At 74.7% G+C, this 15,924-nt stretch carries 13 protein-coding genes and 2 pseudogenes; 5 read left to right on the top strand and 10 right to left on the bottom strand.

Annotated elements, in window-relative coordinates:
• Window positions 1-48: 48 nt before the first annotated feature.
• The 4 genes and pseudogenes from H300_RS0108345 to H300_RS25735 all read right to left on the bottom strand — a co-directional run bounded on the left by H300_RS0108345 (window position 49) and on the right by H300_RS25735 (window position 3,854).
• Window positions 49-402, bottom strand: coding sequence for a VOC family protein (locus H300_RS0108345; protein WP_028427065.1), 354 nt, complete (start codon window positions 400-402; stop codon window positions 49-51).
• 33 nt (window positions 403-435) lie between these two features.
• Window positions 436-978, bottom strand: a pseudogene (locus H300_RS25740) (methyltransferase domain-containing protein); the annotation flags it as partial.
• Window positions 979-1,056: 78 nt separating this feature from the next.
• Entirely contained in the window at window positions 1,057-2,523 is a 1,467-nt protein-coding gene (locus H300_RS0108335; RefSeq protein WP_028427064.1) for a bifunctional phosphatase PAP2/diacylglycerol kinase family protein, read from the bottom strand.
• Window positions 2,524-2,654: 131 nt separating this feature from the next.
• Window positions 2,655-3,854, bottom strand: a complete 1,200-nt coding sequence (locus H300_RS25735; protein WP_051269784.1) for a baeRF2 domain-containing protein — start codon at window positions 3,852-3,854, stop codon at window positions 2,655-2,657.
• Between the two features lie 525 nt (window positions 3,855-4,379).
• Between H300_RS25735 and H300_RS0108325 the strand changes: the two genes are divergently transcribed.
• A complete protein-coding gene (locus H300_RS0108325) occupies window positions 4,380-5,219 on the top strand; it encodes a SigB/SigF/SigG family RNA polymerase sigma factor (protein ID WP_028427063.1) in 840 nt (279 codons plus the stop codon).
• On the opposite strand, the gene H300_RS25730 is transcribed toward H300_RS0108325, so the two are convergent.
• Window positions 5,205-6,203, bottom strand: a complete 999-nt coding sequence (locus H300_RS25730; RefSeq protein WP_051269782.1) for a PAS domain-containing protein — start codon at window positions 6,201-6,203, stop codon at window positions 5,205-5,207. The genes H300_RS0108325 and H300_RS25730 overlap by 15 nt on opposite strands.
• Before the next feature lie 111 nt (window positions 6,204-6,314).
• On the opposite strand from H300_RS25730, the gene H300_RS25725 reads away from it, so the two are divergent.
• Together H300_RS25725 and H300_RS25720 are read left to right on the top strand one after the other, a co-directional pair.
• On the top strand, window positions 6,315-7,070 hold the full coding sequence (locus tag H300_RS25725; RefSeq protein WP_051269779.1) for an ANTAR domain-containing protein: 756 nt from the start codon (window positions 6,315-6,317) through the stop codon (window positions 7,068-7,070).
• Between the two features lie 129 nt (window positions 7,071-7,199).
• On the top strand, window positions 7,200-8,369 hold the full coding sequence (locus H300_RS25720; RefSeq protein WP_051269777.1) for an aminotransferase class I/II-fold pyridoxal phosphate-dependent enzyme: 1,170 nt from the start codon (window positions 7,200-7,202) through the stop codon (window positions 8,367-8,369).
• A gap of 57 nt (window positions 8,370-8,426) precedes the next feature.
• On the opposite strand, the gene H300_RS0108305 is transcribed toward H300_RS25720, so the two are convergent.
• Both H300_RS0108305 and H300_RS0108300 read right to left on the bottom strand, forming a co-directional pair.
• A complete protein-coding gene (locus H300_RS0108305; protein ID WP_037979601.1) occupies window positions 8,427-9,089 on the bottom strand; it encodes a VTT domain-containing protein in 663 nt (220 codons plus the stop codon).
• Window positions 9,090-9,139: 50 nt separating this feature from the next.
• The gene (locus H300_RS0108300) at window positions 9,140-9,916 is read right to left on the bottom strand and encodes an MBL fold metallo-hydrolase (protein WP_028427061.1); all 777 of its coding nucleotides are present in this window, start codon (window positions 9,914-9,916) and stop codon (window positions 9,140-9,142) included.
• Window positions 9,917-10,213: 297 nt separating this feature from the next.
• Between H300_RS0108300 and H300_RS25715 the strand changes: the two genes are divergently transcribed.
• Both H300_RS25715 and H300_RS0108290 read left to right on the top strand, forming a co-directional pair.
• A complete protein-coding gene (locus H300_RS25715) occupies window positions 10,214-12,229 on the top strand; it encodes a phage holin family protein (RefSeq protein WP_037979599.1) in 2,016 nt (671 codons plus the stop codon).
• A gap of 293 nt (window positions 12,230-12,522) precedes the next feature.
• Window positions 12,523-12,828: a 4a-hydroxytetrahydrobiopterin dehydratase gene (locus H300_RS0108290; protein ID WP_028427060.1), complete on the top strand. Its 306-nt coding sequence runs from the start codon at window positions 12,523-12,525 to the stop codon at window positions 12,826-12,828.
• A gap of 145 nt (window positions 12,829-12,973) precedes the next feature.
• Here the strand turns inward: H300_RS0108290 and H300_RS25710 are convergent, their stop codons facing one another.
• From H300_RS25710 to H300_RS0108275, 3 genes and pseudogenes are all read right to left on the bottom strand, one after another.
• A complete protein-coding gene (locus H300_RS25710) occupies window positions 12,974-13,945 on the bottom strand; it encodes a S1 family peptidase (protein ID WP_051269774.1) in 972 nt (323 codons plus the stop codon).
• Window positions 13,946-13,995: 50 nt separating this feature from the next.
• Window positions 13,996-15,019: pseudogene (locus H300_RS29930) on the bottom strand (LysR family transcriptional regulator).
• A 228-nt stretch (window positions 15,020-15,247) separates the two neighbouring features.
• On the bottom strand, window positions 15,248-15,916 hold the full coding sequence (locus H300_RS0108275) for a fasciclin domain-containing protein (protein ID WP_028427059.1): 669 nt from the start codon (window positions 15,914-15,916) through the stop codon (window positions 15,248-15,250).
• Window positions 15,917-15,924 lie beyond the last annotated feature (8 nt).

Raw genomic sequence — 15,924 nt, 5'->3', positions numbered from 1 at the left:
CCGCACCACGCCCGTCGCCCCGGGCCGCCGGTCGCCGGACCGCCCGGCCTATCCGGCGCCGGGGCGGTCGACGTACTCGAAGATCGCGCCGTCCGGGTGCCGGGCGACGACGCTGCGTCCCACCGGGGTGGGCTGCGGCCCGGTGATCACCTCGGCACCCACTGCCGTGAGTTCCGCCACGGCAGCCTCGACGTCCCGGACGGCGAGGGTGGCCGTGATCTTCCGAAGCACTTCCAGGTGTCCGGCCGGGCCGGTCATCAGGATGAACGGCCCGACGGCGGCGGCGGACACCGGACCGCTGCTGAAGCGCATGGCCTCCGCTCCGGTCAGACGCTCGTACACCGGGATGGCCGCGTCCAGGTCGGTGACGCACACACGCAGCGAAGTACCAAGAATCTCCATGGGCACGAGGCTAGTTGGGGATCACTCGCGCTGTCAGGCCCGGCAGCGGATCTCCCCGTGCAGGACCGCGAACCAGGCGTCCGGCCGCGCGCCCCAGTCCCGCCACGCTGCCGCGATGCGGTCGAGTTCGGCGCGGTCGGTGTGTCCGCCCGCAACCGCGCGCTCCGCGTAGTCCGAGGCCACGGTGCGGTCCGCCCACAGCCCGCTCCACCAGGCCCGGTCGCGCTCCTCCGCGAAGCACCAGACGCTCGCCGAGGAGCGTACGTCGGTCATTCCGGCGGCCTGCGCCCAGCTCAGCAGCCGCCGGCCCGCGTCCGGTTCACCCCCGTGCGCGGCGGCCACCCGCCGGTACAGCGCCCGCCACGCGTCCAGGCCGGGGAGGCGCGGGTACCAGGTCATGGCGGCGTAGTCCGCGTCGCGCACCGCGACCACGCCGCCGGGTCGGCACACCCGCCGCAACTCCCGCAGCGCGCCGACGGGGTCGGCGACGTGCTGGAGCACCTGGTGGGCGTGGACCACGCCGAAGCTGTCGTCGGGGAAGTCCCTCGCGTGGATCTCGCCGCGAGTGAACTCGACGCCCTCCACTCGGTATGTGAGCAGTGGTGCTCCCGTGCGGACCGCCCGCGCGAAGGCACCCCCAGGTGACCGCACCGGTCAGGCGCCGGTCAGCGGGCAGTAGACGGTGAGTGCCTCCGGGTCCTTCTCGATCAGCAGCGACTCCGGCGCGCCGCCGATCTCGCCGTCGTAGGCGAGCTGGGTCCCGGGCTGCACCCAGTCGACCCGCAGCCGGCGCAGCCGCGATCCGGCGTGCACCGGGGAGTGCTCCAGGGTTCCGGCCGCCGCAGCGGCGAGCAGCCGGGTCCGCGCCCAGCTCCCGGCGCGCACCACCCGGACGTCCAGCAGCCCGTCGGAGAGGTCGGTGCGGCGCTGCGGGGCCGGCCCGAGCCCGTCGTAGCGGCAGTTCCCGGCGAACAGCAGCCATACCTGGTGCCGCTCACCGCCCACTCCGACGGTGATCGGACGGTAGTCCCGCAGCACCCGCCAGGCGGCCAGTACCCCCGCCGGCCAGCCGCCGATCCGCGGCGCCCAGTGCTCCCGTATCCGGACCAGCTCCGGATAGGCGCCCAGCGCGAAGGTGTTGAGGAACATCCCGTCGGTGCCGAACCTGGCCAGATCGACCCTCACCGCCTCGCCGCGCCGGAGCGCTCCGGCGGTGTCGTCCACCGTCTCGACGCCCAGGTCGAGCGCGAAGTGGTTCAGGGTGCCGCCCGGCAGGACCGCGAGCGGAATCCGGTGCCGGGACGCGATCCGGGCCGCCGCGTTCACCGTGCCGTCCCCGCCGCAGACCCCGAGGGCCCCGCGCAGTTCGGTCGCCCGGCGGGCGGCGCTCTCCAGCTCGTCGATGAGGTTGCCGCCGTCCGCGCGGTCGAAGCGGACCATCTCCGCGCCCGGGAGAGCGGCCTCCGCGAGGTTCGCGGTCGCGGCCGCGGTCCCGGAGCCGGTGTTGGCCACCACGACCAGCCCTTTGCCGCCGTTCAGCCGCGGCACGTCCACCGCGGCCCTGGCGCGGGGCGCCGCCAGCCTGCGGACGGGGAACAGCCGGCGCACCCCGTACGCGGCGCCGACGCCCAGCGCCGCACCCGCCAGCACGTCACTGGGGTAGTGCACCCCGGTGTACACCCGGGAGAAGGCGACCCCGGCGGCCAGCGGCGCCAGCGCGGCACCGAAGCCCCGTGACTCCATCGCCACGCCGGTCACGAAGGCCGCGGCCGAGGCCGCGTGGCCGGAGGGGAACGAGGTGCTGGTGGGCTGCCGCTTGAGCTGCCGTATCACCGGCACGGCGTCCAGCAGCGGGCGGGAGCGCCGCACCGACCACTTGGCCACCGTGTTCGTGGTGGCGGACGCCAGCGCCAGCGAGGCGGTGCCCCGCAGGGCGGCCCGGCGGCCCCGCGGGCTCCTGCTGTGGGACCAGGCGGCGATGGCCGCCCCTGCCGCGAGCCAGAGGATTCCGTGGTTGGCGCTGCGGCTCAGCGCCGGCAGTACCCGGTCCGCGGTCGGCAGATGCCGGCGGGCGACCGTGTGGAACACGGCGTTGTCCAGGCTGCTCAACGTGCTCGTCATCCCGCTCTGCTACCCGGGCGGCACGCCGTCACGCCTGGCGCACCGGACCACCGGTCCAGTGCGCCCCGACCCTCCGCGGTCGCGCGCCGGGCGACGGACCTGCGGCCCGTCGCCCGGCGCGACCGCCACGGTCACTGCCCGACATCCGCGGAGTTCAGCTCCTCCGCGTCGGCTCCGTACGGCCAGCGGAGCAGGGCACCCAGTCCGCCGACCGGCAGGCCCGGCGGCTGCTCGGGCTCGGCGTCGAGCGGCTCGACGAACAGGGCCCGGCCGCCGGTCGCGGCCACCGCCCGCAGCAGCGCGTCGTCGGCGCGTGCGGAGCGCGGGCCGCTCTCGCCCAGCTCGCGTGCGTCGGTCCGGCGCAGGGCCACCTGCTCGGGCTTGTCGCCGACCCACACCTCGCGGTACCGGTCGGCGCCGTCGGGACGGACGAGCAGCGTCGCTATCCGGTGCTCCTGGGCCGCTTCGACGAGCGCGGGCACGCCCTCGGCGGAGTCGATCCGCCCGTCGTCGTCCGGGACCCGGCCGGCCCGGAACTGCTCCATCTGCCGGGCGACCCTCTCCCGGGTCCTGGCGGTACGGGCGGCCGAGACCTCCTCGTCGAGCAGCCGCTGCCCGGCTGCCTCGTTGCCGCCGGGGTCACGGGTGCCGTGCTCCGCGACGACGGTGAGGTCCCGCAACGACTGCGGCAGCCGGTCCCGCACGGTGAGGCACTGCCGGTGCTCACCGCTGAGGACGATCAGGTCGGCCCCGGTCCGGCTCTGCTGCTCGCGGAGGTCCTCGGCCACGGCAGCGGCGTTCCGCTCCCAGGTCTCCTCCACCGCGTTCTGGAAGTGCCGTTCCGACCAGTCGACGGTCGGAGTCCGGCGGAGCGGCCAGTCCTGGCCGTCCGTCCGTCCGGCCGAGTCGACCGCCGCGGCGTGACGGAACTCGTAGTCGGCGCCGCGCCGGTCGATGTGCGCGACCAGGCACGGGGGCCCGGGGTCGGCGAGTTCGAGCAGGGGAGTGATGTGCGGGAGCGCGGACCAGGTGGCGTGCGAGCCCTCGTCGGCCGGGGCAACGGTCAGCTCCACGTCGAGGACCACCTCGCCCCCGGTGGCGAACATCGCCCGGCCCGGCGCCCCGCTGGACCGGTCCAGACCGGTCAGCGCGGTGTACAGGGCCTGGCAGGTGCTCTCGTCCGCGCCCTGCTCCGCGAGCCGGTCGGTGGCCGCCCGGGCGTGCAGTTCCTGGACGGTGGCGGCGTCCTCGGTGGTGAACTCCGTGCCGAAGTACACCGAGGCCCACGGTCCGGGCCGGTCGAGGAGCGGGTTGAGGAATCCGAGATCCATGGTTCCCTCCTGGTAGACGGTCTGGGGCGGGTACCCGGGCCGGACCGCGTCACACTGGTTCGGCGGCGTCGATCGGTGCCCGTCCGTCGCGAGTGGTTTCGCCTGCGCAAAGCCCTGAAGACGGCCGAGGCCCGGGTGGCCTCCCGGGCCCGGACACACCGGTGGCCGGCGAGGGACCTCGCCGGCCACCGAGCGCTCCCGGGGGACGTCACCGCTCGTCACGCTCCCGGGGCGTCTGGGAGGTTTGTCTTCAGCTCCTTGTCGGGTTCCCACACCCCCGACATCACACCTGATCATCGCACCACGCGACTCCGGTCGGCGGCGCCAAGTCAAGTATCCGGAGGAACCGATTCGGAAACGTTGTTTTGGAGTCGGGTGCCCGGGTAATCGAACCTACGTGCTTCGGACTGGAGGCACAGCCGCGGAGGCGAACGACTGCTTCCGGCGCTGACTGCTCGGTCCGAGCTCTCTCAGCTTCTGCGGCGTTCACCGCCAGTGCAATCCAATCCGCGGGAGTGATCAACAGTGGCACCCGTACAAACACGTGCTCGGCACGCTCGGCACTCGCACCATGACGCGCCGGACACCGCCGAGGACTTCCAGCGCCTCGTCGACATGCCGGAGGGCCCCGAGCGCGAGGTGCTCCGGCAGGAGCTGATCAAGGCCTGGGTCCCGATGGCCCGTCGACTCGCGCGTAACTTCCGCAATCGCGGCGAGTCGCTGGAGGACCTTGAGCAGGTCGCCTCCCTCGGCCTCGTGAAGGCCGTGTCCCGGTACGATCCGGCGCGCGGTTGCGCCTTCGAGAGCTACGCCGTCCCGACCATCGTGGGCGAGATCAAGCGGCACTTCCGCGACCACCTGTGGGGGCTGCACGTGCCCCGCCGGGTGCAGGAGCTCCGCAACCGGGTCCGCACCGCCTACCGCGAGCTGAGCAGCGGCCTGGACGACCACGGTCCCCGGGTCGAGGCACTGGCGGAGCACACCGGGCTGACCGAGGAGGAGGTCCGGGTCGGGCTGGAGGCGCTGGAGAGCTACAGCACCCTCTCGCTCGACGCCGAGCTCCCGGGTGCCGACGACGGCTACTCCCTGGTCGACGCGCTGGGGGCCAGCGAGCCGGGCTTCGACCTGGTGCTCGCCCGGGAGTCCGCGGGCCCCCGTCTGCGGGCCTTGCCGGAGCGGGAGCGGGAGATCCTCTACCTGCGCTTCTTCTGCGACATGACCCAGAGTCGGATCGCCGAGCACCTGGGAATATCACAGATGCACGTGTCCCGGCTCATCAGCCGCACCTGCGACCGGCTGCACGACCAGATCGAGGCGGAGGGCCCCCGCGCCCACCAGCGGCGGGCGGCTTCACAGGCGGCCTAGGGCCAGCGCCACGTGGCGGCTGATCCGTCCCGTCACGGATGCCTCGCCCAGCTCGAACGCCCGGCTTGCTCCGCAGCGGAGCAGGGTCAGGACTCCGAGCACCGAGCTCTCCTCGCCCTCCCGCAGCGGCACGCAGAGCGCCGAGCCCACCTCGGCCGCCGTCAGCAGGGAGGAGCCCTCGCCGTCACGGCCCAGCAGTTCCGGATCCTCCGGGGAGACGTGCAGCGCCTCCGTCCCCTGGCTCAGGGCCGCGGCCACCAGCGGCGACCGTTCCGGGAGCTGAGCGAGAATCCTGTCGCGCAACGAGGCGCGGTCGTCGACGACCGCCGCCCGCTCCGCCGTGCCGTCGGAGCGGGCCCAGTCGACGATGACGCAGTCGGCGAATCCCGGGTGGAGCACCCGTCCGAGGGACCGGGCGAGCTCCGCCCGGGATTCCGCCCGCAGCAGGGCGGCGGTGGTCCCGTCGACCAGGTCCATCAGCTCGGTGTACCGGGCGACCGCCCCGAGGTCGAGCGGTCGCCCGGCCCGGGCGGCCGCTCCCCGGTCGCCGCGCGGAGCGGGTGGCGCGGTGGCCTGCTGGAACACCGCCAGCACCACCGAGTCCGGCTCTTTCGCCAACCGGAGCGGGACGAGCGTGCTACGCAGCGCCCCTCCCGTCCAGCCCCCCTGCTCCGGTGGCCGCAGCAGTTCGACCAGCAGGCTGCGCCCGCCCCCGCCGCCGGCCACCGCAGCCACGGAGGCGCGGAAGTCCTCGCGCGCCGAGTGCGCGAGCGTCCCGGACAGGCCCCGGCCCACGGCGGGGCCGTTCCGGGCGCCGAACAGCTCGGTCGCCGCCTGGTTCAGTCGTTTGACGACGGTGTCCTGCTCCAGGAGCGCGAGCGGAAGCGGTAGCTGCTGGAACACCGACTTGAGCAGTTCGTTCTGTGCGGGAGCATCACGTTCGCTGTGCCGACGCTTCGCGGCGGAGTCCGTCGAGGGGGCCATGGCGTCAATGTAGCCCGAACGGGTGAAGCCGTTGACAGTTTTCGACCCCGGGTGATCGGGAAGACGCACTGATGTTCAGCGTGTCAACTGAGCCCTAAGGAAACCGACGCGATGCCCGCCCCCTGCGAGAACACCCCCTTCGAGACGGCCCCCGGGGGCTCCGCTCCGGAGCCCGAGGGCGGATCGACCGCCCGCAGTCTGGCGCGACTCGCCGTGCGGGTGAGCCGCGCCCGGCACGACTGCAGCGGGGTCGTCGTGACAGCATCCGCCACCGATCTGGTGCCGGACTGGTCGCAGGCGGAGTTCGCGCTCACCCACCCCGACCTCTCCTCGCTGGTGGACATCGACCGCGAGGACGGCCAGGGCCCGATAACCGCCGCACTGCGCAGCGGAACCACGAGCGGCTCGGAGGACCTGCTGCACGAGAGCCGCTGGCCGCGGTACCGGGCGCTGGCCCTGGACGCCGGCCTCCGGTCCGTCGCGACCGTGCCCAGCGCCCGGGACGGCCTGACGATCACCCTGACCGTCCACGGCTTCCGGCCGCGCAAGCCGGAGCAGGCCGTGGACGGCGTGACCGCCGTGCTGGGCGACCTCGTCGCCGGCGAGATCGTCAGAGACGGCCGGTACCGGGAGAAGCTGCTGGAGGCCGACCAGCTCGACCAGGCGCTGCGTTCCCGTCCCGTCGTGGACCAGGCCTGCGGCATCCTCATGCACGTCCTGGGCTGCGACAGCGAGGAGGCCTTCACGCTCCTGCGCAAACTCTCCCAGCAGTCCAACCGCAAGCTCTCCGTCCTGGCCGACCGTGTGGTGCACTCCCGCGGCCGGGGCATCGAGCAGCAGCTGCGCCGCCTGCGCCGGGAATCCTGAGCGAGCGGCCCGGGGCCCGGCCGGTCCGGACGGGGCGGAACACGGAACCGGAGGAGGCGCGCCGGAGCAGTCCTTCTGCGATGCTGAACGGGACCCCCACGGGACCCGGCGGCAGGCGGTGGAGGAACGATGCACGGTCAGCACCCGGAGGAGCGGGTCGCGGAGGCGGCCTGCGGCTACTGGCACCGCCGCGGCCTGCCCACCGAGCCCGACCAGGTGCTCGTGGCGCCCGGCGCGCCGCTCCTGCTCCTCTCCCTGCTCGCCGCCACCGGCGGCGGCCGCGACGTGCTGCTCCCGCGCCCCTGCGCCGACTGGTACGGACCGCAGGCGCGGCTGCTCGGCTCCCCGGTCCACCGCGTCCCGGTGCCGGCCGAGTGCGGCGGGGTCCCGGACCCCTTCGCCCTGCTGGAGACCGTGCACCGGGCCCGTGCCGCGGGCGGAGCTCCGGGCGTCCTCGTGCTCTCCGTCGCCGACGAGCCGACGGGAACCGCCGTTCCTCCCGAGCTGCTGCACGAGGTCTGCGAGGCCGCCGCCGGCGAGCACCTGCTGCTCGTCAGCGACGAGAGCTGGCGCGACACCTCGCACCGTCTGCACGACACGATCACCGTCAGCCCGGCCGAGATGCTGCACACGGCCACCGGCGACACCGACTGCGTCGTCGTGCTGCTCCGGCTCGACGCCGCTCTGCTCGCCCCGGACCTGCCGGTCGGCATCGCCCGGCTGCCCGCGGCCGGGCAGGGGCGCACGCTCGCCGGAACGGCGCGTGCCGCACTGGAGGCACTGAACGCACGGCTCCCCGAAGTTGCGGCCCGTGCCGCGACCGAGGCACTCGGGGAACCGGCCTCTCTCCGGGAGCGAGCGGCGCGGGTGGCCCGCGAGCACGGTCGCCGAGCGGCGGTGGTGCAGCGGGCGGTGACGGCGGCCGGCGGCCTCTGCCGCCCGCCCCACCTGAGCCGGAGCCTCTACCTCGACCTGGAACCGCTGCGTCCCGTGCTCGCCGCACGCGGGATCGGCGACTCCGCCACGCTGGAGGCCGCACTCGTCCTGCGGCTCGGCGCCGCGGCACGCGGCGGGCACCGCTTCGGTGACGACCCCGGCGCGCTCCGTGCGGCCCTGTCCACCGAAGCCCGGCACCCGGCCGCCGCAGAGGTCGACGGGACCGTGCCATCGGGCCGCCCCGGGTCCGACGACCCGTCCGGAGCGCAGCAGGCGGCGGCGTTGACCGACCTGCTCGCCCCGGGCGCCGGGGAGGCGGCCCACGGGTTCGCCGGGGACGCGGGAAGCGGCGCGGGGGTCTGAACCGTAGTGCGGGCGCCCGGCTCCGGAGGGGCCCCGCCTCACGCAGCGGTGCCGCGGCTACGCGGCGCCGGTCCGGGGCGGCCGGGTGGAATCCGACCCGCGCACCCGGCGTTGCAGGACGGGCACCGCGCCGACCAGCAGGGTGAGTGCCACCGCGGCCAGCACGCCCTGCCAGGGCTCGGGGAACAGCGAACCGCCGACGATCCCGATCAGTGCGTAGGTGACCGTCCACGCGGCGGCCGCGGGCGCCGCGCCGCGTGCGAACTGCCGCAGCGGCATCCCCGAGAGCAGGCACGCCAGCATGACCGGGATCCGGCCGGCGGGTACCAGCCGGGAGACGACCAGCACCAGGACGCCGTGCTCCCGGAGCCGGTGCATCGCCACCTCCAGCCGCTCGGGCGCCGACCGCGCCCGCAACGCGTCCAGCCAGCGGACGCCGCGGCCCGCACCGCGGCGGCCTGCGGAGCCCAGCCCGTACAGGGCGAGGTCGCCGGTGAGGGCAGCGAGAGCGGAGACGGCGAACACCCCGGCCAGCGAGGTGACCGGCGCCTCCGAGTGGTACGCCACCACCGCGGCGCCGCTCACCAGCGCACCCGTGGGCACCACCGGGACCAGCGCTCCCAGCACCACCAGGAGGAACAGCGCGGGATACCCGGCGGCCTGCTGCGCAGGGGAGGTCGACAGACCGGGCAGCGCGGGCAGTTCCGAGAGGCCCGGCAGTTCCGAGAGGCCCGGCAGCGCCGACAGCACCGGGGACGTCTGGTCGCCGCTCACTCCGCGCCCGCCAGCAGGACGCGTTCGCCGTGGGAGAGCGGCACCACCCGGACGCCGGGAGCCAACCGGCCGGCCCAGCGGACGAACTCGTCGCCCGGGGAGTGGAACTCGTGCGGGCGGATCGCGTCCAGCCCGACCGGCCAGTACGTGCCGTAGTGCACCGGCACTGCGCTCGACGGACACAGCTCCGCCAGCACTCCGGCCGCCCGTTCGGGATCGAGGTGGCCCTCGCCGAGGAACGGACCCCAGCCGCCGACCGGCAGCAGCGCCACGTCCACCGGCCCCACCTCCTCCGCCAGGGCGGAGAACCGGCCGGTGTCACCTGCGAAGTAGGTGGTCGACTCGCCCTCGACGACGTAGCCCAGCGCGGGCGACCGGTGCCGCCCCAGTGGCAGCCGGCGGCCGTCGTGCGCGGCGGGGACCGCCCGGATTGCCAGCGGGCCGGCCTCGACCCGATCGCCCGGGCCGACCTCCTGCACCGCCAGGTGCCGGGTGGCCCGGCGCAGTCCGGGCACCACCGCGCACGCACCGCGCGGCAGCAGCAGCATCGTCCCCGGCGCGAGCCGGGCCAGCGACGGGGGGTGCAGGTGGTCGGCGTGCAGGTGCGAGACGGCCACCGCGTCGGCCGCGACCGTCTCCGGCGCGGGCAGTGGGCCCCGACGGCGCCGCAGGTGTGCGAGCCGCCGGGCGAACAGCGGGTCCGTGAGTACGCGCGTGCCCGAGTCGCGGATCATGGCGGTCGCGTGCCCCCACCAGGTGATCTCGACGGGCACGTGACTCCTCCGCTCCTCGTTCCGGGACGAACGGCCCGGGGCCCCGCCGCGACACCCGGCCGCTCCTCGCGCGTCCGCACCGAGCTTACGGGCTCGACGCCGGCCGCGTGCCCTCCACCACCACCCGCGCCCCGCGCGAGCCGCGCTCCGGCGGGGCTCGATGCCGGGCTTCGCACCCCCGCCGCCCATGGTGTGGAATGTCCGGCAGGGCCCCCGATCGTCCCGGGGCCGCCGACGCCGGTCGGCGGCGGCGAGGGGAGCCCGGTGACGGGGGGAGGGAGACCGGTGCCGCCTCGGATGCAGTCCTGGCGGAGGCTGGGTGCCGGGGTGCTGCGGATGCTGGCCGTCTGGTCGGTCTCCACGGCCACGCTGGTGCTGCTGGCGGCCGGGCTGCCGGACTTCGCGCTGCGCTCGGACGCCGACGCGAGCCTCACCCGGTCCGGGCTGACCGCCGCCCTGGGCGCCGGCGTCTTCGGACTGCTCGGCGCTCTGGTGTGGCCGGTGGTCGTCCGGGCCCTGCTGCTGGTGCCGGCGCTGGTCCTGGGGCTGCTGGTGTTCTTCCTGAACGGCTCGCTGCTCTGGGTGGCCCTGAGTGTGGTGCCGGGCCGGGCGGCTCCGGACGCCGGTGTGACCGTGCTGGTCGCCGCCGCCATGTCCGCGGCCTCCTCGGCGACCAGCACCTTCCTGGCCGTCCGCGACGACGAGGCCTACCAGCGCCGCCTGGCGAGGCTGGCCGACCGGCGGCGCCGCCGGTCGGGAAGGGACGCGCCCCCGCAGGGGCCCGGCACGCTCTTCCTCCAGCTCGACGGTGTGGGCCACGGCGTGCTGCGGGACGCGATGTCCGGCGAGGAGCCGCTGATGCCCACCCTGGCGGCGATGTGCCGCGACACCCACCGGGTCGTTCCGTGGCGCACGGACTGGAGCAGCCAGACCGGTGCCAGCCAATTGGGCATCCTGCACGGCAGTTGCGAGAACGTGCCCGCCTTCCGCTGGTACGAGAAGGAGTCCGGCGACGTACTGGTCAGCAACCGGCCCTCGGGCGCGGCCGAGTTGCAGCGACGGGCACAGGAACGCACCCGCGATCGCGGACTGCTGGCCCGGGACGGCGCCAGCCGCGGCAACCTGTTCAGCGGAGGGGCGGCCGAAGTGGCGCTGGTGCTGTCGGTCGCCGCTCGCAGGCAGCGCCACCAGCGCTCCCGCGCCGGGTACTTCGCCTACTTCCGGGACCCGGCCAACGCCACCCGCACCGCGGTCTCCTTCGTGGCCGAGGTCTTCCGTGAACTCGGCCAGGCGCTGCGGTCCGCGGTGCGCCGGGAGATGCCGCGGGTCGGGCGGGCCGGGCTGTACCCGCTGCTGAGAGCGTTCGCCACGGTGGTGGAGCGGGACGTGGTGGTGGCCGCGGTGGTGGGCGACATGCTCTCCGGGCGCACCGCCGTCTACGCCGACCTGGTGGCCTATGACGAGGTGGCGCACCACTCCGGCCCGCGGGGGCGCGACACCGACCAGGTGCTGCGGCGCATCGACCGGTCGGTGGCGCTCGTCATCGGTGCCGCCGCCAGGGCGCCGCGCCCGTACCGGGTTGTCCTACTGTCCGACCACGGGCAGAGCGCGGGCACCCCCTTCGCGGCCCGCTACGGGCTGGGTCTGGAGGACCTCGTGCGGGCGGCCTGCGGGCTGCCGGTACGGCGCAGCGCGCGCCGTTCGGCCAGCGGTGCCGAGGCCCGCGCCTCGGCCCGGGCCGCTCTGCACCGCCCCGAGGAGGGGCCGGGCGAGGAGCCGAGCCGGCCGGCCGGACCGGGGCCGGTCGTGCTGGCCTCGGGCAACCTGGGCCTGGTCTCGTTCCCCGGCACCCCGGGCCGCGCCTGCCGCGAGGAGATCGAGGACCGCCATCCGGCGCTGCTCGCGGCGCTGGCCGGCCACCCCGGTATCGGGTTCGTCCTGGTGCACAGCGCGGAGCACGGCCCAGTGGTGCTGGGGTCGCACGGCGCGGAGCACCGACTCGACTCGGGCAAGGTCGTCGGGGCGGACCCGCTGGAGCCGTTCGGCCCGCACGCGGCCGCCGTCGTCCGTCGGACGAGCGGCTTCGCGAACGCCGCCGACATCATGGTCAACTCGGTGGTGGACCCCGCCACCGGGGACGTGCTGCCCTTCGAGGAGCAGACGGGCTCGCACGGCGGCTTGGGCGGCGAGCAGTCGCTGGCGTTCCTGATGCACCCGCGGGAGCTCTCCCCGCCGGTTCCGCCGGGCGAGACCCTGGCCGGAGCCGAGGCGGTGCACGCGGTCTTCCGACGATGGCTGTCCGAGCCGTCCTGACCTCCGGGCCACGGACCCGGGCGTCGCGGAGCGGGGTGGCGGGGCGTCCAGCGGGCGGGTTGCGGGGCGTTCGGGGGCGGCAGCGCCGAGGGCCGTCCCGTAATCCCCGGCGGGCGCACGGCGCCGGCTACCGCACCTCGCCGCGTTGTCGGAACACCCACAGACGACCAGTAGGCGGATGTCCCTCCGCCTTGCGATGCACCGCATCTGACGCCGTGCGCTCATCCACCGGGGATTACGGGACAGCCCTTAGGCTGGTGATCCCGATGCACCCTCGTCCCCAGGAGCGCCGTATGCCCCCCGAGCCGTTGGCCCAGGAAGAGATCGAGTCGGCACTGGCCGAGCTGACCGGGTGGCGGGCCGTCGGGGACGGGCTCGCCCGGACCTACGCCTTCGACGGGCATCTGAAGGCGGCCGCGATGGTGCTGCACATCGCGGTGATCCAGGAGGAGTTGAACCACCACTCCGAGGTCTCGCTGGGCTACCGCGAGGTGTCCGTCGAGGTGACCACGCACAGTGCGGGCAGCCGGATCACGGAGTCGGACCTGCGGCTGGCCCGGCGGATCGAGGCCGTCGCCGCGGGCCACGGCGGAGCCTGACCGGCCCGGAACGCACTGGCTCCGCGTCGGCCGGGTGACGGGGGGTCCCCGGGCCGGCGCGGAACCGGCGGGCTCGATCGTTCCGCCTTCCGCTCCGTCGGCCTGTCGACGGCCTTGCGCTCTGTCGGCCTGTGGTGCGGTCGGGTCAGCCGGTCACGAGGCTGAGCCCGTAGGCCGAAAGGATGGGGTTGACGGGCTGGTAGCAGGTCGTGGAACCGGAGCGGCACACCGAGGAGCCGACCGGGGCCTGGGTGGAGCCGGCGACGGTGGACCCGGTGCCCTGGACGCGCGCGGTCGGCGTCCAGCTGCTGTTCACCGCGACCCAGGCCATGTCCCGGCCGGGGAACGAGGAGGCCTGGAAGGTGCCCTGGCTGACCCGGTTGTGGCCCTGGGCGGAGTCGCCGGGCCGGCCGCAGTGGCCCGCGGTGACGAACCCGGGGGTGGAGCCGCGGCGGACCGCGAAACCGATCGAGCACCGGCCGGAGTTGTTGATGTAGTAGGCCTGCCCGCCGATCAGGTCGTAGAGGGTGCGCAGTTTCTCGTCGGACTCGACGATGCGGACCGCGTCGGCGTCGACCCCGCTCTTCTCGACCAGTTTCGCGGCCTCGGCGGGCTTCGCCGTCCGGACGACCACGCTGTTGGCCCGGACATCGACGTACCGGACGGACGCGGAGCGGGAGTTGTGCTCGGCCGCGGTCCGGTCCAGCTTCGCGACCGCCGCGTCGAGTGACTTCAGGCTGTGCGTGACGACCTTCGCCTCGGCGCCAGCCGCGGTGATCGCGGCGGCCCGGGCGCGGTCGGTGATGGCGACGACGAGTTCGGCCGTCGGCCCGCTGACCCAGGACCCGGCGTACCGGGCGGTTCCGAGGTCCCGGGCGAGTGCCGGGGCCCGTTCACCGGCCTCCGCCTCGTTCGCGACCCGCCGCTCGGCCTGGGCGGACATGAGGCCCAGGTCGCGTTCCATGGCGGCGAGCATCGCCGCGGGTGCCTTGCTGGCGGCATCGGCCGCCGGAGCGCCGGCGGCCTCCTGGGCTCCCGCGGTCGACGGGAGGACGGAGATGCCGAGGGCCGTGATCGCTGCGGCTGCTGCGGCGACCGCGCTGCGTCTGTGGAGCACGGGGGTCTCTCCTCGGTGCAGGGGGTGCAGACAGCAAGCCAGCCGCGGGGTCATGTTGGCGTGAACCTGCCATTGAATCCCTCTCGTGGCGTGATGGATCTCCGCTCGCCCCCGGAACCGCCCTGCTCCGAGCCCGCTTTCGCGCTCCCGCTCCGGCCCCCCCGAGCGCCGGCCACCGCCCGCGACCCACGGGCCTGGTGCGCGTGCCGCGCCACCGCGGGGGCGCCACCGGCGGCCGGCGAGTCCGGGTGGTGCGCCACGACAGGTGCCGCCAGCTCAGCGGGATGCCGAGCAGCGGCACGGTCACGATGCCGGGAGTCGGGAGGAAGGTGGCCCGGCACAGCCCGACCGTCCGGCCGACCTGCACCAGGTGGGCGCAGGAGGAGGTGTCCGTCTCGTAGACGGTCAGCGGAGCGAACCCGGCCCGGGTGCAGGCGGCCGTGAAGCAGTCGCCGAAGCAGCCGTCGCCCGGCGCGTTCGCCCAGCGCTCACCCGCGAGCTTGCCCAGGTCGAGTTCGCTCTCGGTCGCGCGCGGATGGTCCTCGGAGAGCATCACGAAGACCGGGTCGGTGCCCACCCGGTGCCACCGCAGTGCGTCGGCAGCGGGCGGCACGCTGTCGCCGCAGACCCCGATCAGGGCGAAGTCCAGGCGGTCGGCGAGGACGAGGTCGCAGATCTCCTGAACGGACCAGGAGGGAAGGTGGTCACCGGCGCGTCGGGCTGCATCGACGTCAGCCGGTCCACCAGGCCGCCGAGCAGCGGTCCGTGGGTACCGCCGAGGCGGAAGCGCGGCACGTCGTTCCAGGAGTGGGCGAAGCGCTGGGCGTCCTCCTGCAACTGCCGCATGGCCGGGAGCAGCACCCGGGCTCGGTCCAGAACGAGTTCGCCCGGCGGCGTGGGCCGCGCGCCGGCGCGGTCGCGCACGAACAGCGCACCTCCCAGCCCGCGTTCGATGCGCTTGAGCTGACCGCTGAGGGCGGACTGGGCCAGCCCGAGCGAGGTGGCCGCGCGGGTGAGACTGCCGGCCTCGTCGATCGCCCTGATGACCTTCAGATGCCGCAACTCCAGGTCCATGTCCCGAAATTACGGTGCGGAACGGTGCGCGGCAATATGCCCCAGGGGCCCGGCCCCGCCCGTGCGGCCCGCGGCCTTCCGCCCGGCGCCCCGCGCGGGCCGGAGCGGAGCGGACGCGCGGAGGCGCCGCGCCCGGACGAACCGGGGCGGCGCCTTCGCGCGTGCCGTGCCGCGAGCGACCGGGAGGCAGGGGCACCGGCCCCGCACTTCCCGGCCACGGGGTGCGGATCAGGACTTCGGCATCAGCACGGTGTCCACGATGTAGACGGTGGCGTTCGCGGTCTGGACGTTGCCGCAGGCCACGTTCGACTCGTCGTTGACCTGGTACTCCTCACCCGAACCGGCGGTGGTCAGGTTGCTGGTCTCCAGGGTCTCGAAGTCGCCCTCCTCCAGGTCCTCCGGCGCCAGGCGCTCGCCGACCACGTGGTAGGTCAGGACCTTGGTGAGCTGCTCCTTGTCCTTGAGCAGCGCGTCCAGGTCGCCCTCGGGGATCTTGTCGAAGGCGCTGTTGGCCGGCGCGAAGACGGTGATGTCCTCGGCGCTGTTCAGCGTGTCGACCAGGTCCGCCTCCTGAACGGCGGAGACCAGCGTGGACAGTTCGGGGTTGTTCGAGGCGGCGGTGGCGACCGGGGCCTGCGCCATGCCGTCGAAGCTGCCGTCGCCCTCCTCCGGTACGGCCTCGCAGGCGGCGCCGAACGGCTCGGTGCCGGCCTGGTCCGCGCCCGCGTCCTCTTCCCCGGTCTCCTCGGTGGCGTCCGACTCGTTGTTCGCCGGAGCCGAGGACTCGGCGGCGGCGGTGTCCTCGGAGTCGTCGGAGGAGCAGGCGGTGATGCCCAGCGGGAGGATGGCGGCGGCGGCGATCGCGATCGCGCTGCGACGGATGCGGTGGCTGTTCATGGGTTTTC

It is taken from the genome of Streptomyces sp. TAA040, from assembly GCF_000424845.1.
Note: the sequence above shows the minus strand (reverse complement) of the source record. Positions and strands in the feature narration are given on the sequence as shown.